Here is a 24375-nt window from a genome sequence, read left to right on the forward strand (position 1 = left end):
CGCCTAGGGCCGACCAGTTATGCAAAAATACTTCCTGTGCCGCTACGAAGAATTTACGGAAGGGCAATCCAAAGGCTTTTCCCTCGGTGACACCGCCGCCGGTACCGACAATGTATTTGCGGTAATGAAAGGCGGAGAGGTTTTCGCCTATAAAAATACCTGTCCCCACCGCGGTATCAACCTCGACTGGCAGGAAGATCAGTTTCTCGACCCCGATGGTGCGCTGATCCAGTGCGCCTCCCACGGGGCATTGTTTACCATCGAAACCGGCGAATGTATTGCAGGGCCCTGCACCGGCGACGCTCTCACGCCCGTGCCAGTGGAGTACGCCCAGGATGGTCTCTACGCCCTGCTAGCAAAATAAGTTTATCCGCCGGGTGAGAAACTCAGCCCGGCAAGTCCTTTCCCGCCAATCTCAGCAAAAGGTCAGGGCCTTAGTAAGGACGATTTCACTCGCGCTGATCTGCGCCTTGTAAGCGAGTACCTGCACACCGGCAGATACGGCTTTGTCGAGGGCTTCCGCATAAGCGGGATCAATTTCACGCGCGGCTTGCACACTTTCAATTGCACTGTGTTGCACGCAGTAAAAGAGCACTGCGCGCACTCCCCCCTCGGCTAATTTTTGTAACTCACGCAAATGTTTGGCGCCGCGAGCACTCACCGCATCGGGAAAATAACCGCGCGCCCCCTCCGCCAAAGTGACATTCTTGACTTCGACATAACAATCTCCCTCATCGCCAGACAAGAGAAAGTCGATACGGCTATTTTCATCGCCATAGCGCACCTCGCGGCGCAGAGCATCATATCCCTGCAGCTCAGTGACCACCCCAGAGCGTATCGCCTCTTCCACCAAGGCATTGGCACGCCCGGTATTCACTCCGGCGAGCGCACCGTCTGGCGTAGTAGTGATCTCCAGTGTGTGGCGATACTTGCGTTTGGGGTTGCCAGAATCCGAATACCAGCAGGCACCGCCCTCAACCCAACAGTTCTTCATGGAGCCGGTGTTTGGGCAATGAATAGTAAACACCTCACCGTCTGCCGACTCCACATCGGCGAGAAAACGTTTGTAGCGACGCAACAGCGTCGCCTTGTGTAACTCGGGGGAAAACTTCACTGGCTGGCACTCTTGTACATTCCGGCGCCACAAAATAGCAGACAACTATTTGTGGCGCGAATCGCGCAGATTTGATAGTTTCCTCGCTCTCGGTCGCCGGGGTACAGGCAACCGGGGCAAGGATTAGCCTGCCACCGCAAGTGATTTGATTGGTGAAAAAAACATCACTCAAAAAGATTCCGGTCTAGGCTAGATTGAATTTGGTGGTATCGCCCCCATTATCGGGGGCCCGTAAAGAAAGAGAGGCAACGACTATGCCCAAAACTGCTGCGAGCACCGATTCTCTGCACGGCTTTGAGCCCTATAAGGAGACTAAGGGCGAAGAGTACATGAATGAGAAGCAGCAGGAGCATTTCCGCAACTTGCTGTTGGCCTGGAAGGCCGAGCTGATGGCGGAAGTGGACCGCACCGTTTCCCATATGAAAGACGAGGCCGCAAATTTTCCCGACCCCGCTGATCGCGCGAGCCAGGAAGAAGAGTTCAGCCTGGAATTACGCACCCGCGATCGCGAGCGTAAATTAATTAAGAAAATCGATGCCACCCTGGAACTTATCGACCAGGAGGACTACGGGTTCTGCGAGGCTTGTGGTGTTGAAATCGGTATTCGCCGGCTGGAAGCACGTCCCACCGCAACCCTGTGTGTGGACTGTAAAACCCTGGCAGAAATCAAGGAAAAGCAGCTTTCCGGCTGATGTATTCCAATCGCATTACGGCGGTCATCCCCGATCGCCCAGCTCGATAGGGCGACCGACAGGATCGCCCCAATCACCTTGAAGAAAACGAATCCCTACATCGGTCGTTTTGCACCTTCACCGAGCGGCCCTCTGCACTTCGGCTCGCTGGTGTGCGCACTCGGTAGCTATCTCGACGCCCTCGCGCACGGCGGGCACTGGCTCGTGCGTATGGAGGATCTCGACCCTCCACGCGAAGAGCCCGGCGCAGCAGACCGCATCTTAAAATCCCTCGAATCCCACGGACTGCATTGGCATGGCACCGTGGAATGGCAGAGCAGACGCCATGGCTTCTACGAAGAAACGCTAGAGCAATTGCGCCAACAGGCCGTGCTTTACTCCTGCTACTGCTCGCGCAGCCAGATCCGTCAAAACGGCGGGCACGATAACTTGACCTGTCGCACAAAAAACGATGACCAAGGCGCCTGCGCTCTGCGCCTGCAGTGCGCGGGAGGCGAAGAGCGCTTCGAGGATATCTGGCGCGGCACGCAAATCCAGTCTGTTCGCGAAGATACGATCCTCAAGCGCCGCGATGGGCTCTACGCCTATCAGCTGGCCGTGGTGGTCGATGATATCGCTCAGGGGATTACCCATATCGTGCGCGGTGCCGATCTCCTTGACACCACCGCCGCACAAATCCGCCTGTTCCGTTTACTCGGCACCGAGGCTCCACGCTTCGGCCACCTGCCCCTGGTCATGGGCCCCGGAGGCCGACAAAAACTTAGCAAGCAAAATCATGCGGCGGCAATTAATGACAACAATGCCTCTGGCAACCTCTGCACGGCCCTGGATTTTCTCGGCTTCCATGTGCCCGATGCATTAAAGCAGGTCACACCTGAACATATTCTCAAGTGGGCCGCGGCGCATTGGCAGCGCCATCAGGTCGATAAACGCGACCGACAATTGCACTGATCGCGAAGGGCAATTAACATTTTTGCGCCAGCCGCGCCGCATCTACATTACAGCACCCTGCAGAACACCGCAGAGACATCGGCCGGCAAGGTCACCCACTAAATTTTCCTCCACGCGGATTTACCAAGCAACCTATGAGCAACCGCACCCTGCTAATCCTGCTCGTGCTGGTGGGCTATGTGTTCTCCCCCACCATATTTACCTGGATGATCAACCCCGTTGGCGCCTGGTACCGACCATTTATCCTTTGGTTCGTATTGATCCTGCTGGCGATGTTTATCCAGTGGAGGCGCAAATCGAATGAGCTTTGAAATAGCCCATATCGCCCTGATCGGGGTGGCCTATATTGCCACTTTGTTTTTTGTCGCCTTCGCCACCTCCAAAGGTTGGCTGCCTGCACGCTGGGTACGCCACCCATTGGTGTATGTGCTCTCGCTGGGGGTCTCCCTCTCCGCCTGGACCTTTTACGGCATTGTCGACCTCGCCTGGCAGTATGGCTACGGCGTGCTGGCCTATTATCTGGGGACTGGCGCCATGTTCCTTTTTGCGCCAGTGGCGCTGGAGCCCCTGGCGCGCCTGGCCCAGCGCTACCAGCTCTACTCCCCCGCAGATCTCCTGGTGTTCCGCTACCACAGCCGCCAGGTGGGCACTCTCGCGACCCTGTTTATGCTGCTGGCCCTGCTACCTTTGGTAGCCCTGCAAATACAGGCGGTATCGGAAACCCTGGCGCTGTTGTCGCGGGACAGTGTGGCCGCTTTGGGACTGCCGGATAGCGGCGTTTCCAGCAAAAACCTGATTGCCTTTTTCTACTGCGTGTTGTTGGCCGTCTTTACCAGTATGTACGGCGCCACTCGCGAGCGCGGTGAAGGGCTGGCCAGTGCCATGGCCTTGGAGTCGCTCGTGAAGCTGGTCGCCCTCACCGCCGTTGGTGGCTATGCGGTGTACGGGGTCTTCGGCGGTTTTTCCGGCCTCGACCAGTGGCTGACGGAAAACAATGATATGCAGCAACTGCTCTACACCCCCATCGAGCAGGGTTCTTCGCACACGCTGCTGTTAGTATTTATCGCCACCGCCGTAGCCATGCCGCACATTTTCTACCTGAGCATCGCCGAGCGCCCCACCGGGCAGGCACTGCGCACCGCCAGCTGGGGCTTCCCCTTATTTCTGTTGCTGATGGCACTGCCGATTTTCCCCATTATGTGGGCGGGCTTTGCCCTGGATGTAGCCGAGCCGGTTCAGTATTTCTCCCTGGCAGTGCCGCGCGCCAGCGGCTCAGCGCTACTCACCACACTGGCCTTTATTGGCGGTCTCTCTGCCGCCACCGGCGCCCTGATTATGATCACCCTGGCCCTGTCCACCATGGTGATGAACCACTGGCTGCTGCCGGGCACCCGCTGGCACTCCGAAGACAATATGTACCGCCAGCTTGTATGGCTGCGTCGCGCCTTGATTGCCGCCCTGTTTATCGCGGGCTTTGCCTTTTACTTGCTGCTCGACAACCGTCTGTCCCTATCGGATTTGGCCCTGCTGGCCTTTATCGGCTCACTGCAGTTCCTGCCGGGTATCTTCGCGGTGATTCACTGGCCCCGCGGGAATCGGCGCGGGTTGATTGGCGGGCTCTTGGCCGGGATGTTGATCTGGGGTTGCGGACTGCTGCTACCATCGGTGTTTGAAATTACCGGTATCACCCTGCCCGGCACCACTATTCAGATTCCTCTGGGCATGTCCATCTGGACACAGATCACCACTCTTTCCCTCGGCATCAACATCCTCCTGTTCGTGGGGTTATCCCTGTTCACCTCGACCAGCAGCCTGGAACAGTACGCCGCCGATCTGTGCAGCGACGACACTATCGCCCAGGCCTTGCGCCTGGGGCTCGATGTGCAATCCGCGGTGGACTTTCGCCTGCGCCTGGCGGAAAGCCTGGGAGCAGCCACCGCCAATACCGAGGTAAAGCGCGCCCTCAACCAACTCAACCTGCCCGATGATGAGCGCCGTCCCTACGCCCTGCGCCAACTGCGCAACCGCCTTGAGGCCAATCTGTCTGGGCTCCTCGGGCGGGTGCTGGCGGGTCAGATTATCGATCGCCACTTTCCCTTTCAAAACAGTGATCAACCGGCCAACAAGGATATCCACCTGATTGAAACCCGCCTGGGGCGCTACAAACACCAGCTCACCGGGCTCGCCGCAGAGCTGAATAACCTGCGGCTGTACCACCGGCAGATGCTGGAAGAACTGCCCATGGCCGCCTGCTCCCTGGGCCGCGACGGCGAAATACTGCTGTGGAACTACGCCATGCAGGACCTCACCGGCATTTCCGCCGGCGAGGTGATCGGCTCCAAACTGGAATACCTGGCCGAGCCCTGGCGCGGCCTGCTCGCAGAGTTTGCCGAATCCAGCGATGACAGCCGCTTCAAGCAGCAGGTGAGCCTGAATGGCAACAGTCACTGGCTCAATCTGCACAAGACCCAGCAAAAGCTCAGTCGCAGCGAGCGCGGCCGCAAGGAGCGTGGCGATGGACTGATGCTTTTGCTTGAAGACATCACCGAAACCCAGGTACTGGAGCAGGAGCTAATTCACAGTGAGCGCCTGGCCTCGGTGGGACGGCTCGCCGCGGGTGTCGCCCACGAAGTGGGCAACCCGGTCACCGGCATCGCCTGCCTGGCGCAAAATCTGCAATTCGACTGTGACAATCCGGAGGTACTGGAGACCGCCGATCAGATTCTCAGCCAAACCCAACGCATCAGTCGCATCGTGCACTCACTGGTGAATTTCTCCCACAGCGGCAGCCAGGAAAGCGAGCGCGCTCCGGTAGACCTCTTCGCCTGTGTACAGGAAGCCGTGCACCTGCTGTCTCTGCAGAGAGACAAAACCGAGGTGCGCTTTGAGAATGTGGTGCCTGAAAGCCTGATCGCCCCCGGTGATAATCAACGACTGATCCAGGTCTTTATCAACCTACTCAGCAACGCCCGCGACGCCAGCCCCGATGGTGGCCTGATTCGAATTGAAGGCCGCGAGGCCAGGGGCTGTGCGTGTGTTTCGGTCACCGACGATGGCCCCGGAATCTCGGCCCAGCACCGCGAGCGCATTCTCGAACCCTTCTTCACTACCAAGGAGCCCGGTGAGGGTACCGGCCTTGGCCTGGCCATGGTTTACAGCATTGTTGAGGAGCACGGGGGCCAGCTGGAATTAGAGAGCCCCGCTAATCCGAAGACCGGGCGCGGCGCCAAATTTACCGTACAGTTGCCCTTGGCAGGTTGAGTCTCAAGCAACCAAATCGATCACAAGTTGTGCAAAAACACCCCGATTCGCCGTTTTTGAGTTGCATAGAAACGGCGGGCGGGTAAAACTAGGCGTTTACTGAGCATTTTGTAACCAGGCGTAACATATGAGCCACATCCTGATCGTCGAAGATGAAGCCATTATTCGAACGGCGCTGCGAAAACTGCTAGAGCGGCACCGCTACAAGGTCAGTGAAGCGGGTTCAGTCAGGGAGGCCCTCAGCAAGCACAGGGTCAACGAAGTCGACCTCATTATCTCAGACCTGCGCCTGCCCGGCGCGCCCGGTACCGATCTGCTCAAACACGCCGGGGAAGTCCCCGTACTGATTATGACCAGCTATGCGAGCCTGCGCTCCGCTGTGGACTCCATGCGTATGGGGGCCGCCGACTATATCGCCAAGCCTTTCGATCACGATGAGATGATTGCCACTGTGCGCCGGGTAATTGGCAAGGCCGAGCAGAGCCGTGCCCAAGCCCCTGTAGACAAAGGTAACCCCGGTACTATCGCTGGGATGATCGGCGACAGCCAAGTCATGCGCGAACTCTACCGGCGCATCCACAAAGTGGCCCCGACAGACGCCACTGTACTGGTACACGGAGAAACCGGAACCGGTAAAGAGCTGGTGGCGAAGGCGATCCATGAAGAAAGCCGCCGTACCGGCAAGCCACTGATCTCGGTTAACTGTGCCGCCATCCCCGAAACCCTGATCGAATCGGAATTGTTCGGCTACGAAAAAGGCGCCTTTACCGGCGCCCAGAGTGCCCGCGAAGGCCTAGTAGCAGCCGCCGATGGCGGCACGCTGTTCCTCGATGAAATCGGCGAGCTGCCCCTGGAAGCCCAGGCGCGACTATTGCGTGTGATACAGGAGGGCGAAGTGCGCCCTATCGGCTCTATCGAGTCCCGCAAAGTGGATGTGCGTCTGGTAACGGCCACGCACCGCAATTTGCGCCAGCTCGCCGCAGAACGCAAATTCCGCGAGGACCTCTACTACCGTATCAACGTGGTGCAAATGACTTTAGCGCCGCTGCGCGAGCGCGGCCGCGATGTCCTCGCACTGGCGGAGCACCTGCTGGAAAAATTCTGCACCAAAATTGAGCGCCCGCTGCTACGCCTCTCACCGGAAGCCATTCAGGCAGTCACCACCTACACCTGGCCCGGCAATATACGGGAGCTGGAGAATGCTATTCAGCGCGCAGTCATCCTCACCGACCGCGACAGCCGGGAGATTGACCACAAAACCCTGGATATTGACCTGGACCTTGTGCCCGTAGAAGAGGCCATTGGCGAGCCCCGACCGCGCAGCCGGCACACCGACCCTCGCGAGGACCTCTCGCTGGAAGACTATTTCGCACGCTTCGTTATCGAGCACCAGGACACCATGAGCGAGACAGAACTGGCCAAAAAATTGGGGGTCAGCCGCAAATGCCTTTGGGAACGCCGCCAAAAACTGGGCATCCCGCGCAAAAAGGCCCGCCGCAGCGCCACCGTCGAAGCCTGACGCCCCGCTCCGCGAGGGCCCGGCCCTCACCTGCCACACCGTGACTCGATAACCGCTCTGTTCACTAGCGGCCCTGGGTAACCGGGGTCAACTCCGTGTTTCTATGGCTCTCCAGAGGGTAACAAGAAGAAGTGTTACCCCAGGCCTACCTCAAGTAACAGTTTCCGCACCTTCCGTAACGGAATAGTCTTCCGAAAAGTTCCATCAATTTTCGTAAAGATTGTAACTTATTGATTTATAAGTATTTTTAAAAGTTGGCACACTAAGTGCTTTACTCTTAGTACAAAAATTAAAAACGGCCAACAATAAAAATAAATGACCGTTAAAAGCCCTATAACTACTCAAAATAAGTGGGCGAAACATAATAAAAATAATGGTGCGGCCGACAATAAAAGCAAAGAGTGGCCAAAACCGCGAGAACAACAATAAACAATAACAATAAATTCGAAAGAAGAATAAAAATAACAACAAGCGCGTTGCAAACTGACTGATTTGTACCTGGGAGAGGGTGTTTGCTTGATAGCAAATTGAGAGCGCAAGGAAGCCGCTGCCTTCATACTGGTAATAATAATTCCAAAATTTTCCCCAAACCCCTCGGCACCCGCAGATTGCGGGCGCATTCCTTTGCCTGTGTTAGAATCGCGCCAGCGAGTCCTACTCACTGACAGCAGATGCCATTGCCGCCCCCTGTTATGGACTTCGCCCCTGGGCCCGCCCAGGTTCAGAGGCCCCAGTAGTGCAAAGACAATCCCCCCGATTCAAAGGGGTAGAAAAGTGCAGGAATGGAACCTGCCGCCACCAGAGACGTGGCCTCAGCACCACCAGGGTATTTTCGGTCACCAACGAATGGCAGCAGTCAAGACAGACAGCCGTATGCTCAATAATTTGATTAGTAGTATCAAGCGCTGGCGCAAGCCGGCCAAGAAAGGCCTCAGGGTTATTGCCCGCAACGACCATAACATCTCCCGCCGAGATATCAGCCGCGCGGCCCTGACAGTCATGAAGCGCCTACAGGACGCCGGCTATCAAGCGTACATTGTTGGTGGCGGTGTGCGCGACCTGATGCTGGGCGGACACCCCAAAGATTTCGATGTGGCCACCGATGCCACCCCAGAGCAGGCTAAAACCCTGTTCCGCGGGGCGCGTATCGTCGGTCGACGCTTTCGTATTCTGCACGCGCGTATCGGCCGCGAAGTGATCGAAGTCACCACATTCCGCGGCCACCACAGCGATGGCGAGGAACACGAGGCCAGGCAGTCCGAGCACGGTATGCTGCTGCGCGACAATGTCTACGGCGACCTGGAAACAGATGCCATTCGACGGGACTTGACGGTCAACGCCCTTTACTACACCACCGATGGCTTCGCCGTTCACGACTACACCGGTGGCGTAGAAGACATCGAGAATCGCCTCATCCGTATGATCGGGGTGCCGGCGACCCGCTATAAAGAAGACCCCGTGCGCATGCTGCGCGCTGTGCGCTTTGCCGCCAAACTGGATTTTGCCATTGAACCGGGAACCGAGGCCCCATTGCAGGAGCTGTCCCCCCTTTTGCGCAATATCGCCCCCGCACGGCTGTTTGACGAGATTCTCAAACTGCTGATGGGCGGCCACGGCGAGCGCACCTTTGAACTGCTGCACCGCTATCATCTGTGGCAGCACCTGTTCCCGGACAATGCCGCGCAGATAGAGAAAAACCCCGCCGCGCTGGAGTTATCTCAGCGCGCATTGCGCAATACCGACCAGCGCATCCAGGCGGATATGCGTGTCACCCCCGCCTTCTTGTATGCGGCTCTGTTGTGGCCGGCGGTGGACGAAGAGCAGAAGAAACTGGTGGACAAAGGGGTACCGCCCGCACCGGCATTGGCCCAGGCAGCCCAAAAAATCACCAGCAATCAACTGGCCCATACCGCTATCCCAAAGCGCTTTTCCATCCCCATGCGCGAGATCTGGGACCTGCAACACCGCCTGCCCCAGCGCGGCGGCAGTCGCGCCCAGCGCCAGATGGAGCACCCACGATTCCGTGCCGCTTACGATTTTCTTCTGCTGCGCGAAGAGTGTGGCGAGATCGAAGCCGGCCTGGGCAAATGGTGGACCGACTTCCAACAGGCCGACGAGGAGCAACGTCAGCAAATGGTGGGCAAACTGCAGCGTAGCGGAGGCGGTGCAAACCGCCGCGGCCGCAATTCCCGCGGCGGGCGGCGGCGCAAGCCCAAGGCCGCCGAATAATGGAGAGCATTTTTATCGGGCTCGGCAGCAACCTGGCCGATCCGCAAAAGCAACTGCGCAGCGCCTTGGCGGCGATGGAGGAAATCCCCAATAGCCGCCTGTTGCGCTGCTCCAGCTTTTACCTCAGCGCCCCCATAGGTCCGGGGGACCAACCAGACTATGTCAATGCCGTAGCGGAGTTGGAGTTAGAGAGCGAGCTACCTCCGCTGGAGTTACTCGACCGACTGCAGACCATAGAGCTGGCCCACGGGCGTGAGCGCTCGGTGCGCTGGGGAGCGCGCACCTTAGACTTGGACATACTGTTGTTCGGTGGGCGGCAAATAGACGAAATACGTCTTCAGGTGCCGCACCCACGTATGGCCGAACGCAACTTTGTCCTACTACCGCTGGCCGAACTAGAGCCACAACTGACACTGCCTGCGGGGGAGTCACTGCAGCACCTACTGCAAAACTGCCCGCAAAATCCCTTGCAGAAAATCTAAACAGCTCCCGCTACAACGCTAAAAGTACTCGACTGGCCGCCCCGCTTGATAGTATTTTTGCGCCTGTAGCCCATCAGGGAAGACGCCCCAACAAGAGGAGTCGAACACGTGGTTATCGATAACAGCGAAACCAATTCGTGTGAATTCGGCCAGCCGGACAGCGCGCCCCCCAAATTTATTGCCGTTGAAGGCAATATCGGCGTGGGGAAAACCACACTGGCCAAAAAGCTCGCCACCACCTTTAATTACGACACTCTGCTGGAGTTGCCAGAGGAGAACCCCTTTCTCGAGCGCTTCTACCGCGACCCCAAAAATGCTGCACTGCCAACCCAGCTACATTTTTTGCTGCAGCGCTCCCAGCAAATCCAGGCACTGCGCCAGGACCATCTGTTCGAACCGGTGCGGGTGGCGGACTTCCTCATCGAGAAAGACCACCTGTTCGCCCAGATTACCCTGGACACGGACGAGCTCGCACTCTACCAACAGGTTTTCCAGCATCTCACCCTGGAAGCCCCCAGGCCAGATCTGGTGATCTACCTGCAGGCGCCTCTGGAAGTTCTGCAGGCCCGCATCCGCAATCGCGGCATTCCCGCAGAGCGCGCTATCAGCACCGAGTACCTGACCACGCTGAATGACGCCTACACCCAGTTTTTTCACTTCTATGACAGCTCGCCGTTACTGATTGTGAACAGCGAGGAAATCGATATTGTCGATCGCCCAGAGGACTACCACCAGCTGGTGGAGTACATGCTCACAGTCACCAAGGGCCGACACTACTACAACCCAGGAAGTTAACCGCTATGTACGCACCCTCAGAATTAGAGAAACTCGTTACCGTGCAAACCCTGCGCAAAATGAAGGCGAGCGGGGAAAAGTTTATTACTGTCGCCCTCTACGACGCACCCATGGCGGCCATGGCGCAGAAGACCGGCGTGGAAACCCTGCTGGTCGGCGACTCCCTGGGAATGACTGTTCTGGGCTACGACAGCACAGTACCGGTCACCATGGAGCAGATGATCTACCACGTGGAGGCGGTGGCTCGCGGCAACAAAAAGTCCCTGATCATGGGGGACATGCCTTTTATGACCTATGCCACTCCCGAGCAGGCACTCACCAACGCCACCCGTATCATGCAGGCTGGCGCCCATATGGTGAAGATTGAGGGCGGCGCCTGGCTCGCTGAAACAATCAAGATGCTTACCGACCGGGGTATCCCAGTTTGCGGTCACCTGGGGCTCACCCCACAATCCGTACACAAACTTGGCGGTTATCGGGTGCAGGGTCGCGATGAAGAGCACGCCGAACAAATGCTGCGAGACGCCTCGGTGCTAGACCAGGCCGGCGTCGATCTGCTGGTCCTCGAATGTATTCCCAGCACTCTGGCCAAGCGCATCACGGAAGCGGTCTCTATGCCGACGATTGGCATCGGCGCCGGGCGCGATACCGACGCCCAGGTCCTAGTGATTAACGATATTCTGGGCCTCACCGAGCAGCCGCCAAAATTCTCCAAGAACTTCCTAGTGGAAGCCGAGGATATTCCCGGTGCACTGCGCAAATATGCAGAAGACGTCAAACTCGGCGTATTCCCTGAGGACGCCCACACTTTCAATTAATCTTTTGTTAGGGCTTGTTAACTCTCACCTCATGGCCCCCGACACTCTACTCGGCGAACGCTTAAGCGTTCGCCCTCCCAGCGGTAACACTATGACCTTTGACCAACTTCTCCTTGAATGGCAGACCGACCGAGGTGCCACAACTGTGCCCTCGGGCTGGAGCCAGGGGCGCGCCACTTTTGGCGGCCTGATTGCGGCAATGCTGTATGAAAAGATGGCAGCCCAAGTCATCGGGGAAAGCAGTCTGCGCTCACTCACCCTCTCCTTTGTCAGCCCGGTAGGCGCCAGCGCAGTACAACTCGATGCACAAGTTCTGCGCGCTGGACGCTCGGTGACACAGGCACAGGGCCATTTACTCCAAGAGGGCGCCGTTATGCTGGCGGGACTCGCCAGCTTTGGCTGCGGCAGAGAGTCTTCCGTGAAGGTCGATACTCCAGCCGCACCCGAATTTGCCGCACCAGAGCAATGCTTGGCCCTACCCTATATCGAGGGTGTTGTACCGGAGTTCACACAGAAGTATGACTACCGTATTGCCCGCGGGCAGCTGCCCTTTAGCGGTACCGAGGAACGGCAGCTGGGCGGCTGGGTTCGCTTTAACGATGGTAGCGACGGGACTGTGGGTATCAGCCACCTACTCGCCCTGATAGACGCCTGGCCACCGGCCACCCTGGCGATGCTAAAAGCGCCGGCACCGGCCAGTTCTCTAACCTGGACGGTGGAACTGATGGAACCCCTGCCCCAGCGCCGTGCATCCGACTGGTGGCAATACTTAGCGGAAGTGGAGCAGGCGGAGGATGGTTACGCTGTGATCCAGGCACGCCTATGGGATCGTCATGGCAAGCTCGCCGCCCTATCCCGACAGATGGTCACAATCTTCGGCTGATCAAAATAATTGCGAACCTCCCCCAGGTCAGCCATCTCGGTAAGTAACAAAATTCATCGATCCCGCAAGGGCAGCGTCAAAATGAAATTAACCTCACTGAAACGAGATAGACCTGCATCGGTTTCAGTGAGGGTTAATCACAATTCCCAGAAATATCGTGTCGACCTCGAATATATATATTTATTCTTTCACATAATTCCTTCATTTCTGTCAAAAATCTGACCTCTGAATCCCTCAAAAAAGAAAATAAAATAAAAAAAATCTTTCTTACTCCAATTTGTAACCTACGCTATCCATCATCCCCGTCTTCGAAACACAAAGGCCAAACCATAAAATGCCTGGCATTTCGAATTCCGTGCCCACCAGCGATAATTACTATGGAGAAAAAAAATGATAAAAAAAATATGCCTTTCCCTCACCCTGCTGATCAGCTACCCCGCCAGCGCTGCGGACTTTGAAGATGTATGGGATGCTATTACTTCGTGCAATTGGTTCGAATTTATTGGCGATGTGGATGACACCGGGTCAAAAGATCTGGATGGTTATGAATACGGGGATACCCACTTCGAGGATGCCAGTTCTGGCAGTTTTGATATGCTGGTGTACAACATGGATGGTTTTTTGCCATGTATCGGCGGTAACAGTAAGTCAGACTTCAAACAAATTATCCGTACATTCAATGAAAACCCCACAGACCTCTGGCTTATGCAGGAAGTGTGGAATAAAACCAAAGCTAACTACCTTGATGATGATGACAAACTCAGCAATGACACGGTGCCTTATCGCTCCAAGCACTGGAAAGGTAGCGGTACTTCTTTTGGCAATGGCTTATTGACCTTTTCAAAATTTCCCTTTGACCGTGACAACCGCGATGATAATGATTACTCCTTTGCTACTTATGAGGAGGAAACTTTCAACAAATGCTCAGGCACTGATTGCGATACCGAGAAAGGCTTCAGCGTGGCCAAGGTCGAGGTGACTGAAAATTATCACGTTCATATTTATAACACTCATATGGATGCTGGCCATCAGGAGGCCGATCTGGTCGCCAAAGCGAAGCAGCTAGACCAGATCGCCAACATGATTATTACCCACTCAAACAATGCCACTGTTATTTTAGCGGGTGACTTTAATATGGCATTTGATGAAAATGATGACGACTGGCGCGGCATCAATTATCAGAACTGGAAAGCGTTCTTTGAAAAAACTGGTGGCAAACACGCCTGTCAATACATGCTTACTGGCAGTGATACCAGTTTGGAAGCCTGCGCCGATACGCTGCAAAATGATACGGATCACGTGGTAGTCATTAACAATAATCCCGACTACACATTAGAGGTCACCAATTATTTTATCGGCTCACCCGCATATACCGGGTTAAGCGATCACGACCCGGTCTTTGTGGATTTCTCCTGGGTTAAGCACTAACCCCCGTAGAGGCTTCTCCCAGCGATGCTCGGAAGAAGCCTCTCCCCCCTACTGCATCTAAATTCAACATCTAGTAGAGCGTAGAGAATGACAAAATAAAGGGGAGTCGCTTACCTATCCCGTATAAGTGATCCATGCGGAAGCATCCACATGGTTATGAGATTCAATTATTCCCTGGACTACATACTTGCCATCAAGATCGATTACATCTGTTTTATCATCGATGTATTTTCTATTTCCCGCATCATCCCCAACCAAAATCATTTTGTCACTCCGGTTGCTACGGAAGATACAGTGGACTGACCCGGATTCATTGTTTCTACAGCCACTCCGCCTAACACATGATCAGTTTTTCGATCGCGCCAACCAAAGAAACCACTAACAAGAAACAAAGCGCTAGAATAAGCAACACACCCGCCTTCACAGTCGATATTTATTTGCTCTAAAAAAAGAGGCTATCAACGACAGCTTTGCCTCTAGATTACCAATCTGCAGCAACCTTACAACAGAATAAAAATATCTCTCGGCCTGTTTAGATACACTTAAAAAGCAATAAGTCCGGCGTATGAAATAGTATTATGAACACAGGGAATCAAAGAATATACTCACGGCAATAATGCCAATTACCCGAAGAAGGGGCAGTTATGAGGCTGTAAACCTATCTAGACCATGTGGCCATGACTACGGTTTGTAGTTTTTCTGAGTGAACCCACTAACCTCGAAAAAGGCGTACTCAACAGTGCGCGAGGAAAGCCTTACAACCACTTTTTCCAATAAAAAAGGACAATTTGTAGCCCAAGTGCAGCCCCCAAAAGAACGCAGAAAATAAGAAAACCCTCCTGGGCTTGCGCCCAGGGCATTCCACCGACATTGATTCCAAACAATCCGGTCAAAAAACTCAAAGGCAGAAAGACTGCCGCCACGATCGACAACATATACATGCGGCTGTTCAACTGCTCAGAGTTGTAACTCAACAGTTCTTCCTGAGTGACGGAAGCCCGCTCCCGCACCACATCAATATCTTCGATATGCCGCTGCAAACGATCACTCACTTCACGCAGGTGCAACAGGTTACTCTCGTGAAACCAGGGCATTTCCGCTGCCATAATGCCCGAGAGTGCCTCCCGTTGTGGGGAGAGGTAGCGCCGTAGGGTAATGGCCTGCTTGCGTAGATAGGCAAGCTCGGAGCGCAGTTCACCGCCAGGAGCATCCAGGGCGAGACTCTCTAGCTCATCAATTTTTTCCTCGAGCTGGTCCACGATATCCCCCATACGCCGCACCAGTAAATCCACCAGGGAAACGATAAAGCTTGAAGGCCCGCTGGGTCCGCGACCGATACGCAGTCGTCCAAGCAAATCCTCCACCGATAGCAGGCGTCGTTTGCGGGTGCTGATAATTCGGTTTTCCTCGACCCACAGGCGAATTGAGACCATATCTTCAGGCTGAGAAGCCGGATCTAAATTCACGCCGCGCAATGCGATTAATAAATTGTCCTCAAGCGGGGTGGCGCGGGGGCGTGTTTCCTCGGACAGCAAGGCCTCCACCACCAATCGATCCAAGCCACTCTCAGTGCGCAACCACTGGGCTGCGCCATCATCGGTGTAGTCCAGATGTAACCACAATACCCCCTGTGTGGGCTGCCAGCTTGCCACTTCAGCCCAGGGTAGCTCCTTACCACCACCACTGTGATCGAGTAGATAGGCGTGAATCAATCCGGGTTGCATTATTACCTCTCCCCTCGCCGACAAGTAATCAATACTTGAAAGCGCAAACGATTATTATTTTGACGATAAAAGGCTGGTTTCAAAACACCCCTCGGCTGGATCCTTACGGAGTTACAATAGCCTTTGCTCCGCGGCAGCAGAGTTCCAAACCTTGTTAACTGCTTTAGCAGTGCCGGTTTAATGGTTTTTCACTTCACTCAGGTGCGCCAGTTCGGCGGCATTCTGCTCCCAATTTTGTCCATCGAAAGGCTCTATGTTTAGATCTTGCGGCACACTGTCGAAGCAGCGCGCATTGAGGCTGTAGCCATCGGGGTTGGATCGCGGAATATAAAAGGGTTTTACTCCACAGTGGCGACAAAAATAGTGTTTTGCCACTCCGCTATTAAAGGTGTAACAGCTGAGAGCCTCCTCACCCTGCTCCAGATGAAAATTTGCCGCCGGTACGATGAGGTGCAGATAGCCAACCTTTTCACAGATAGAGCAATTACAGGCGTGCGCCACTAGCGCCTCTGAACTTTTACGCCGGTGAGTCGCGTGAAAGCGCACAGCACCGCAATGACAACCACCGTGCAGGTTTATGTTTATTTCATTCACGAATGGATAGCTCCAGATCAAATAGTGGGCGCGCCCACAGCAAGGTAAACACTGAGAGCGCGAGAAGGAGGTGGAACCAATTGGTACGGGCCAAGCCCAAAAGACGCGAGGCACCGGTGTCAATCAAAAGCCCATTGAGCAGTATCAACAGAGCACCAGCGGCAAGTATCAGGGCTTGGCCCCGCTTAAGTCGCACCGGAGCTAACAGCTCCAACATTCCCACCAGCAACCAAAGCGCCAGTCCTACAGCGGAATAGAGATCGACGACCCCCAACGGTGACAGCCACCTACTCTGCGCTAGACCAATAGCGCTTGCCAACACCAGTACCACCACCGCGTAGGCCGGCGCACGATTATCAGTGCCCCAAGACACCCCCAGGCGCGCCCAGGTAAGACCAATGCCAATCAAAAGAAGCGAGGCAAAGCCGGAAATACGCGCAAACGCCCGGTGCAATTCTGTCACTGAGGGGTCTATGCCATAGCGGTAAGCCCCCACCAGTGCCGCCAGTGCCATACACAGTAGGGCCGCGACAATAATCAGCGCCGCCGATTGATAGCGCGAGCGGGTGAGACACCAATACTGGTTGGCGACCAACAGACAGGCGAGCCCGAGGAGCGTGTCGAGAAGCCAGAAGTTGTGCAAGATTTTCCCTCTTTTTCGGCAAATTCTAACCGAAAAATCGCCGGCGGAAACACCTTTGTCAACGGCATAACAGCAATAAGAGAGCATAAAAAAACCCGGCACTTGGCCGGGTTTTTTCAAGCTTTGCCAGCTCCGGAGGAGGCTCAGGCCTCTTCGGAGCCCTGCTTCGCCTCTTCGGCAGCGGCCTGCTCAGCCTTCACTTCCTTGATGGACAGCTTGATGCGTCCACGCTGATCGACGTCGAGCACCTTCACTTTGACTTTCTCACCTTCGCTCAGGTAATCGGTCACCGCGTTCACACGTTCCTCGGCGATCTGGGAAATATGTACCAGACCGTCTTTACCCGGCAGGAAGTTGACGAAAGCGCCAAAGTCCACGATGCGCACTACGGTGCCCTCGTAGATGGTGCCAATTTCAGCTTCTGCGGTAATTTCCTCAATGCGGGTAACCGCGGCTTCGAGGCTCTCACCATCTTCACCAAAGACCTTGATGCTGCCGTCATCTTCAATATCGATGGAAGCGCCGGTCTCTTCGGTGATGGAACGGATAGTTGCACCGCCCTTGCCGATCACATCGCGGATCTTGTCCGGGTGGATCTTCAGGGTTGCGAAGCGGGGCGCATTCTCGTTCACGCTGGAACGGGACTCGCCGATCAACTTGTTCATTTCCACGAGGATATGCAAACGCGCTTGCAGGGCCTGCTCCAGCGCCGTTTCCATGATCTCTTCGGTAATACCTTCGATCTTGATATCCATCTGCAGGGCAGTCACACCGGAAGCAGTGCCGGCAACCTTAAAGTCCATATCGCCCAGGTGATCCTCATCACCGAGGATATCGGTCAGGACTGCATAGCCTTCGTCTTCCTTCACCAGGCCCATAGCGATACCGGCAACCGGCGCCTTCAGTGGTACACCCGCGTCCATCAACGCCAGGCTGGAGCCACACACGGAAGCCATGGAGCTGGAACCGTTGGATTCGGTGATTTCAGAAACTACACGCAGTGTGTAAGGGAAGCTCTCCGGGTCCGGCAGTACCGCTGCAATACCGCGACGTGCCAGTCGGCCGTGGCCGATTTCTCGGCGACCGGTAGCGCCCACACGACCCGCTTCACCTACAGAATAAGGAGGGAAGTTGTAGTGCAGCATAAAGTAGTCTTTACGCTCGCCTTCCAGCGCATCGATAATCTGCGCATCGCGGGTAGCACCGAGAGTAGCAACAACCAATGCCTGGGTTTCACCGCGGGTGAACAGTGCAGAACCATGGCCTTTCGGCAGCACGCCAACTTCTACATTGATTGGGCGTACAGTCTTGGTATCGCGACCGTCGATACGCGGCTCGCCACGCACTACTGCGCCACGCACAGTTTTCTTTTCCAGCTTGCCGAAGTAGCTCTTTACATCGCCGGCATCGACTTCCTCAGATGCCAGGGCCTCGGCCGCTTCATTGCGCAGCTCGTTCAAGCGAGCGGTGCGCTGCTGCTTGTCGGTGATGCGATACGCTTCAACAACCTTGCCGCCAAACTGGCTTTCCAGGGCGGCTTTCAGCTCGGTGTTTTCCGCTTCTGGCTGCCAGTCCCACTGGGGCTTGCCAGCTTCCGCTTTCAGCTCTTCACAAACTTTTACAACGGCCTGCAATTCCTGGTGCGCATACAGTACGGCGCCCAGCATGATATCTTCCGGCAGCTCTTTCGCTTCGGATTCAACCATCAGTACAGCGTCTTTCGTGCCCGCAACCACCATGTCCAGCTCGGAAGTGCCCAGCGCTTGGTAACCCGGGTTCAGCAGGTAGCCATCTTTTTGGGTATAGCCAACACGTGCAGCGCCAATTGGGCCAGCGAAGGGAATACCAGAAACGGACAGCGCCGCGGAGGTGCCGATCATACCGGCGATATCCGGGTCCACGTCCTTCTCTGCAGACAGGACAGTGATCATCACCTGCACTTCATTCATAAAGCCCTTGGGGAACAGCGGGCGGATCGGGCGATCGATCAGGCGAGAAGTCAGGGTTTCTTTTTCAGACGGACGGCCTTCACGCTTGAAGAAGCCACCGGGAATCTTGCCAGCCGCGTAGGCCTTTTCCTGGTAGTGCACAGACAGCGGGAAGAAGCCCTGATCAGGTTTCGCTTCTTTGGCACCGACAACGGTACACAGAACAACAGTTTCACCCATGGTAACCAGGGCAGCACCGGTAGCCTGGCGCGCAATGCGACCAGTTTCGATGGTGACCTGGGATTGTCCGTACTGGAAGGTTTTGCTTACTGGATTCACTAGTTTTTTTCCTATTTCCTTACGGTTACTGGCCCATTCCAGTAACCCCAACAATGGTTGCCCGGACGAGAAATCCAAACGCCTCACCCGGAGCGACACGGGGATGTGCCGCCACCGACCAGGGGTGGCCGGTGCAGACACTGCACTTCCAGTTCGGCTCTTGCCGGTGGCTTGTGCAGTGCAACTTCCGAAAAATGACAGCAGCGCCACTTTTCCGCAAGTATTAAAGAAGAATGCCCGCCAGAGGCGGGCATTCCAGGGTCTTAGCGACGCAGGCCGAGCTTGGCGATCAGCTGTGCGTAGCGGCTCAGATCCTTGCGCTTGAGGTAGTCCAGCAGCTTACGGCGCTGGTTTACCATGCGGATCAGGCCACGACGGGAGTGGTGATCCTGCTTGTGCGAGGAGAAGTGACCCTGCAGTTTGTTGATGTTAGCGGTGAGCAGAGCTACCTGGACTTCCGGAGAACCGGTATCGCCTTCGGATTGGCCGTGCTCTTTCAGGATGGCTGCTTTTTCAACTGCAGTCAGTGCCATAACGAATTACCTCGTCGTAATATGCTTTAAATGATTCGGCTGGCCCGTGCATATTTACAGACCAGCTAATCGTGATTGCGGCGGTGCCGCGTGAACACCTTCACTTCCACCTTATAGAGGTTCTCACCAATATAGCGGTTTCCACTCAAGTGCCACTTACCAGACGTCGCGGTGCCACGCACCCCTCGTCGGTAATTTCTCCAACCCCCAGAAAATCACCATTTTCCAGGAAGAGGCGCACCATATCACCTTCCGCACCGATACGGTAGACCTGCAAATCCATTACCGATTGGCCCTGGCGCACGTAGTAACCCGAGTCATCCGGCAGGACGAGTTTGGGCAATGCGGAGGCTGGCGAATCCATCGGCAACAAGTGGTGATCCAGCTCTTCTGCCCTGCCCTCGCCGCGCTCATCGGTAAGCTCGTCCAGGGTCACTGCATCGGCCTCATCGAAAGGACCGGCGGCACTGCGATGCAGCACTTCCACATAACCGCCTACGCCCAGAGCCTGGCCCAGGTCCTCGGCGATACTGCGGATATAAGTCCCCTTGGAGCAGTGCACTTTCACTTCGGCGCGGGGCTGGGTTCCAGGGATAAAGCGCAGCAGTTCGAACTCAAAAATCTCGACTTCGCGCGCCTCGCGCTCCACTTCAAGCCCCTGCCGCGCCAGCTTATACAGCGGCTGGCCCTTGTGCTTGAGCGCGGAGTACATAGAGGGGACCTGCTTGATACGACCGCGAAATGCCTCCATGGCTTGGAGCACATTCTGCTCGGTCAGGCTGGAAGCATCTTTGGTTTCCAGCACATCGCCATCGGCGTCGCCACTGGCAGTGGTCATGCCAAAAACGAAGGTGCTGCGATAGCGCTTGTCGGCATCGAGTAGATACTGGGAAAACTTGGTCGCCTCACCGAAGCAGATCGGCAGTACACCGGTCGCCAGCGGGTCCAGTGCGCCAGTATGGCCAGCGCGATTGGCAAAAAAGAGTCGTTTGGCTTTTTGTAGGGCGTCGTTGGCGGTAATCCCGGCGGGCTTGTTCAATAACAGCACGCCGTGAACCGGCCGACCCCATTTTGGTCTGCGGCCCATGGATTAATCTTCCTTGGAGTCGCTGTCGTCGTCTTGGTGTTGGCGATCTTCATTAACCGCCTTGTCGATCAGTGCGGAAAGCGCCTGACCACGCACCGAAGTCTCGTCGTAGCGGAAGTGCAGACGCGGAATACTGCGCATCTGAATAAGACGTGCAAGTTGGCTGCGCAGGAAACCTGCGGCCTTGTTCAACACTTCCATGGAGATGTCGATCTTGCTGCGGTCGTCCTCACCCACAAAGGTAACAAACACTTTGGCGGTGGCTAGGTCACGGCTGACTTCAACGTCGTTGATGTTGACCATGCCCAGACGTGGATCGCGTACTTCCTGTTGGATCAGCTGGGCCAGTTCGCGGCGCATGGCATCGGCGACGCGATCGGCGCGGTGGAATTCTCTTGCCATTGTTTACCTACTGAGAATGGCGGTTTAAAGACAGGAAAACCCGCACGGCCAAGCCGCGCGGGTTTTCCTTCACCCGGTCCGGAACTCTTTACAGTTCGCGGGCAACCTTGACGATATCGAAAACTTCGATCTGATCGCCAGGCTTAACATCGTTGTAGTCCTTCACCCCGATACCGCATTCCATGCCGTTGCGCACGTCCTGCACATCGTCTTTGAAGCGGCGCAGGGATTCCAGTTCGCCCTGGTAGATTACAACGTTGTCGCGCAGTACGCGGATCGGCTTGTTGCGGTGTACGGTACCCTCGGTAACCATACAGCCAGCAATGGCGCCAAACTTCGGAGAACGGAACACATCGCGCACTTGGGCAATGCCGACGATCTCTTCGCGAACTTCCGGATCGAGCATGCCGGACAGGGCCTGCTTCACTTCGTCGAGCAGGTTGTAGATCACGCTGTAGTAGCGCACCTCAACCCCTTCGATTTCGGCAGTTTTACGTGCGGCAGTGTCGGCACGGGTGTTGAAGCCCAGTACGATAGCGCCGGAAGTCAGGGCCAGGTTGATATCGTTTTCGGCGATACCACCCACGCCACTGGAAACCACATTGACGGACACTTCTTCGTTGCCGATATCCGCCAGCGCACCCAGGATAGCTTCCAGGGAGCCGCGCACGTCGGCCTTGATGACAACCGGCAGCACTTTGCGCTCACCCGCTTCCATATCCGCAAACATATTTTCCAGTTTGGCGGCCTGCTGACGCTGCATGCGCTCGCGGCGCTCACTGTCAGCGCGCTGCTCAGCCACTTCCCGGGCCTTGCGCTCATCGGCAACTACCATGAACTCATCACCGGCATTCGGCGTCGAATCCAGACCCAACAGCTCCACCGGGGTAGACGGACCAGCGTCTTTAACCTGTTTGCCATGTTCGTTGGTCATGGCGCGTACACGGCCGTAGCTCTGGCCGGCCAAAATAATGTCGCCGCGCTTCAGTTCGCCGTTTTGTACCAGCAGAGTTGCAACCACACCGCGGCCTTTTTCCAGGCGGGATTCGATGACAACACCAGTAGCCGGTACATTGACCTTGGCCTTCAACTCCAGCATTTCTGCTTGCAGGGAAATTGCCTCGAGGAGGTCATCAATACCCTCACCCGTGTGCGCAGATACATTGATGAACTGAGTATCGCCACCCCAATCTTCCGGGATCACATCTTTCGCGGCCAGCTCATTTTTCACGCGATCGGGATCGGCAGCTTCTTTGTCACACTTGTTCACCGCAACAACCAGCGGTACACCGGCGGCGCGAGCGTGATTTACCGCTTCTTCCGTCTGCGGCATAACACCGTCATCGGCGGCAACCACAAGAATAACTACGTCGGTGGCCTGAGCGCCACGGGCGCGCATGGCAGTAAAAGCGGCGTGCCCAGGAGTATCCAGGAAAGCGATCTCGCCCTGGCTGGTTTGCACGCGGTAGGCACCGATATGCTGGGTAATACCGCCCGCTTCGCCAGAGGCTACTTTCGCTTTGCGAATGTAATCCAGCAGAGAGGTCTTACCGTGGTCTACGTGACCCATTACGGTAACCACCGGAGCGCGGGAAACTTCAGTACCTTCTTTGGCCTGGGTTTCCGCCACCAGGCTGTCTTCCAGCTCGGTCTCGGAGCGCAGTACGACCTTGTGGCCCATCTCCTCAACGATCAACTGGGCGTTTTCACGGTCCAGGCTCTGGTTGATGGTGACCATCTCGCCCATTTTCATCAGGCGCTTAATCAGTTCACCACCCTTCACATTCATCTGCCTGGCCAGATCGGCGACGGTGATGGTCTCGCCCAACTGGACTTCGTACACCTGCCTCTCTGTAGGACGCTTAAAGGTGTGCGTGGGTTTTACCTTCACATTTGGACGGGACAGGGAGCGCGTGCTGCGCTTGCTGGCTTCATCCTCTTCAAAGACTTCCAGAGCCTGCTCGTACAAAGCGGTTTTGCTGGACTTCTTCGGGCCGGACTTGGAGCGGCGACCACGACGCTTGCGTGGCTCGTCCTCGGTGCGAGCAGCTTCTGTCGGCGCGGCCTCCAGTTTGCGGCGCAGGGAGGGTTTGACCTCTTCTGTTTTCTCCGCTTTCTCTGCCGGTTTGGCGGGCTTCGCCTTGGCAGCCTGAGCGGCCTGGACAGCTTTCTCTTTCTTCTCCTGGGCGGCGCGTCGGTCGGCTTCTACTTTGGCCTTCTTCTCTTCGAGCTCGCGCTTCTCTTGCTCTGCCTGCTGCTTGCGACGTTCCATCGCGGCGATACGCATCGCCTCAATATCGTCTACATACGTTGAGCGGATGGGTGCGGCGGATTCCGCCTTTTTCGCTACTTTTTCTACGGGTTTACCCTCTGCCTTTTTATCGGCTTTCTGTGCTTCTTTATCGGCTTCTGCTGCGGCGGCTTCCGCGCGAGCCTTGGCTTCGGCTTCCGCGGCGGCTATAGCCTCCGCTTCAGCTTTCAAACGCGCTTCCTCTTCTTCAGCGGCGCGGCGGGCAGCCTCTGCTTCAGCCAGGGCCATCGCCTCAGCTGCCGCTTTGGCTTCAGCTTCTGCGGCTGCATCCGTTTCTGCACCCAGGCGCACGTCTTCTACGTCGACAACGTTTTCACTGTCCGCGCCCGCTTCAAGCTCAGCCTGTGGACGCTTCACATAAGTGCGCTTCTTGCGTACTTCCACGTTTACAGTTTTACGGCCGGTGCCAGAGCCGGTTTTCAGCGTGGTTGTGGTCTTGCGTTTCAAGGTGATCTTGCGCGGACTCGCGCCCTGCTCCCCGTGACTGCTTTTCAGGAAACTGAGCAGGACCTGCTTTTCCTCGTCTGACACCACTGCGTCCGCAGAGGTGTGAGGCAAACCCGCTTCTTTCATCTGCTTGAGCAGACGGTCTTCGGTGGCACCAACCGATTTGGCGAGTTCGCTAACTGTTACTTCGGCCAT

At 56.0% G+C, this 24375-nt stretch carries 22 protein-coding genes; 13 read left to right on the forward strand and 9 right to left on the reverse strand.

Going from position 1 to position 24375, the window contains the following annotated elements; translation table 11 throughout:
* The first annotated feature begins 19 nt into the window (after positions 1-19).
* Entirely contained in the window at positions 20-364 is a 345-nt protein-coding gene (locus Q1A69_RS00075; protein WP_299579208.1) for a Rieske (2Fe-2S) protein, read from the forward strand.
* Positions 365-415: 51 nt separating this feature from the next.
* On the opposite strand, the gene sfsA is transcribed toward Q1A69_RS00075, so the two are convergent.
* Complete coding sequence (gene sfsA, locus Q1A69_RS00080) at positions 416-1114, reverse strand: DNA/RNA nuclease SfsA (protein ID WP_299579211.1); 699 nt, start codon at positions 1112-1114, stop codon at positions 416-418.
* Positions 1115-1368: 254 nt separating this feature from the next.
* Between sfsA and dksA the strand changes: the two genes are divergently transcribed.
* The 12 genes from dksA to Q1A69_RS00140 all read left to right on the forward strand — a co-directional run bounded on the left by dksA (position 1369) and on the right by Q1A69_RS00140 (position 14475).
* The gene (dksA, locus tag Q1A69_RS00085) at positions 1369-1806 is read left to right on the forward strand and encodes an RNA polymerase-binding protein DksA (RefSeq protein WP_299579214.1); all 438 of its coding nucleotides are present in this window, start codon (positions 1369-1371) and stop codon (positions 1804-1806) included.
* Positions 1807-1884: 78 nt separating this feature from the next.
* Entirely contained in the window at positions 1885-2757 is an 873-nt protein-coding gene (gluQRS, locus tag Q1A69_RS00090; RefSeq protein WP_299579217.1) for a tRNA glutamyl-Q(34) synthetase GluQRS, read from the forward strand.
* A 134-nt stretch (positions 2758-2891) separates the two neighbouring features.
* Positions 2892-3068 (forward strand): hypothetical protein, encoded by a 177-nt coding sequence (locus tag Q1A69_RS00095; RefSeq protein WP_299579220.1) that lies wholly within the window; start codon positions 2892-2894, stop codon positions 3066-3068.
* Positions 3058-6018 (forward strand): ATP-binding protein, encoded by a 2961-nt coding sequence (locus Q1A69_RS00100; RefSeq protein WP_299579223.1) that lies wholly within the window; start codon positions 3058-3060, stop codon positions 6016-6018. Before Q1A69_RS00095 ends, Q1A69_RS00100 begins: the two co-directional genes overlap by 11 nt.
* A gap of 127 nt (positions 6019-6145) precedes the next feature.
* On the forward strand, positions 6146-7537 hold the full coding sequence (locus Q1A69_RS00105; RefSeq protein WP_299579226.1) for a sigma-54 dependent transcriptional regulator: 1392 nt from the start codon (positions 6146-6148) through the stop codon (positions 7535-7537).
* Between the two features lie 774 nt (positions 7538-8311).
* On the forward strand, positions 8312-9766 hold the full coding sequence (gene pcnB / locus Q1A69_RS00110; RefSeq protein WP_366525528.1) for a polynucleotide adenylyltransferase PcnB: 1455 nt from the start codon (positions 8312-8314) through the stop codon (positions 9764-9766).
* Entirely contained in the window at positions 9766-10248 is a 483-nt protein-coding gene (folK, locus tag Q1A69_RS00115) for a 2-amino-4-hydroxy-6-hydroxymethyldihydropteridine diphosphokinase (protein ID WP_299579229.1), read from the forward strand. The genes pcnB and folK overlap by 1 nt, the downstream gene beginning before the upstream one ends.
* A gap of 108 nt (positions 10249-10356) precedes the next feature.
* Positions 10357-11043 carry a deoxynucleoside kinase gene (locus Q1A69_RS00120; RefSeq protein ID WP_299579232.1) on the forward strand — a complete coding sequence of 229 codons (687 nt, stop codon included), beginning with the start codon at positions 10357-10359 and terminating at the stop codon, positions 11041-11043.
* A 5-nt stretch (positions 11044-11048) separates the two neighbouring features.
* Positions 11049-11861, forward strand: a complete 813-nt coding sequence (panB, locus tag Q1A69_RS00125) for a 3-methyl-2-oxobutanoate hydroxymethyltransferase (protein WP_299579235.1) — start codon at positions 11049-11051, stop codon at positions 11859-11861.
* 91 nt (positions 11862-11952) lie between these two features.
* Positions 11953-12744 (forward strand): thioesterase family protein, encoded by a 792-nt coding sequence (locus Q1A69_RS00130; RefSeq protein ID WP_299579238.1) that lies wholly within the window; start codon positions 11953-11955, stop codon positions 12742-12744.
* Positions 12745-13134: 390 nt separating this feature from the next.
* Positions 13135-14172 (forward strand): endonuclease/exonuclease/phosphatase family protein, encoded by a 1038-nt coding sequence (locus Q1A69_RS00135; protein ID WP_299579241.1) that lies wholly within the window; start codon positions 13135-13137, stop codon positions 14170-14172.
* 150 nt (positions 14173-14322) lie between these two features.
* Positions 14323-14475, forward strand: coding sequence for a hypothetical protein (locus Q1A69_RS00140; protein ID WP_299579244.1), 153 nt, complete (start codon positions 14323-14325; stop codon positions 14473-14475).
* A 452-nt stretch (positions 14476-14927) separates the two neighbouring features.
* Here Q1A69_RS00140 and Q1A69_RS00145 read toward each other — a convergent pair whose 3' ends face one another.
* The 8 genes from Q1A69_RS00145 to infB form a co-directional block, all read right to left on the reverse strand.
* Positions 14928-15896 (reverse strand): zinc transporter ZntB, encoded by a 969-nt coding sequence (locus Q1A69_RS00145; RefSeq protein ID WP_299579247.1) that lies wholly within the window; start codon positions 15894-15896, stop codon positions 14928-14930.
* 177 nt (positions 15897-16073) lie between these two features.
* A complete protein-coding gene (locus Q1A69_RS00150; protein WP_299579251.1) occupies positions 16074-16490 on the reverse strand; it encodes a GFA family protein in 417 nt (138 codons plus the stop codon).
* Positions 16483-17133, reverse strand: a complete 651-nt coding sequence (locus Q1A69_RS00155) for a hypothetical protein (protein ID WP_299579253.1) — start codon at positions 17131-17133, stop codon at positions 16483-16485. Before Q1A69_RS00155 ends, Q1A69_RS00150 begins: the two co-directional genes overlap by 8 nt.
* Before the next feature lie 143 nt (positions 17134-17276).
* Complete coding sequence (pnp, locus tag Q1A69_RS00160) at positions 17277-19400, reverse strand: polyribonucleotide nucleotidyltransferase (protein WP_299579256.1); 2124 nt, start codon at positions 19398-19400, stop codon at positions 17277-17279.
* Positions 19401-19663: 263 nt separating this feature from the next.
* Positions 19664-19933, reverse strand: a complete 270-nt coding sequence (gene rpsO, locus Q1A69_RS00165) for a 30S ribosomal protein S15 (protein WP_299579259.1) — start codon at positions 19931-19933, stop codon at positions 19664-19666.
* A gap of 145 nt (positions 19934-20078) precedes the next feature.
* Positions 20079-21020: a tRNA pseudouridine(55) synthase TruB gene (gene truB / locus Q1A69_RS00170; RefSeq protein ID WP_299579263.1), complete on the reverse strand. Its 942-nt coding sequence runs from the start codon at positions 21018-21020 to the stop codon at positions 20079-20081.
* A 3-nt stretch (positions 21021-21023) separates the two neighbouring features.
* A complete protein-coding gene (gene rbfA / locus Q1A69_RS00175) occupies positions 21024-21422 on the reverse strand; it encodes a 30S ribosome-binding factor RbfA (protein WP_299579266.1) in 399 nt (132 codons plus the stop codon).
* Between the two features lie 88 nt (positions 21423-21510).
* Positions 21511-24375, reverse strand: a complete 2865-nt coding sequence (infB, locus tag Q1A69_RS00180; protein WP_299579269.1) for a translation initiation factor IF-2 — start codon at positions 24373-24375, stop codon at positions 21511-21513.

The sequence above is a fragment of the uncultured Microbulbifer sp. genome (assembly GCF_947498635.1).
Taxonomy (GTDB): domain Bacteria; phylum Pseudomonadota; class Gammaproteobacteria; order Pseudomonadales; family Cellvibrionaceae; genus Microbulbifer; species Microbulbifer echini.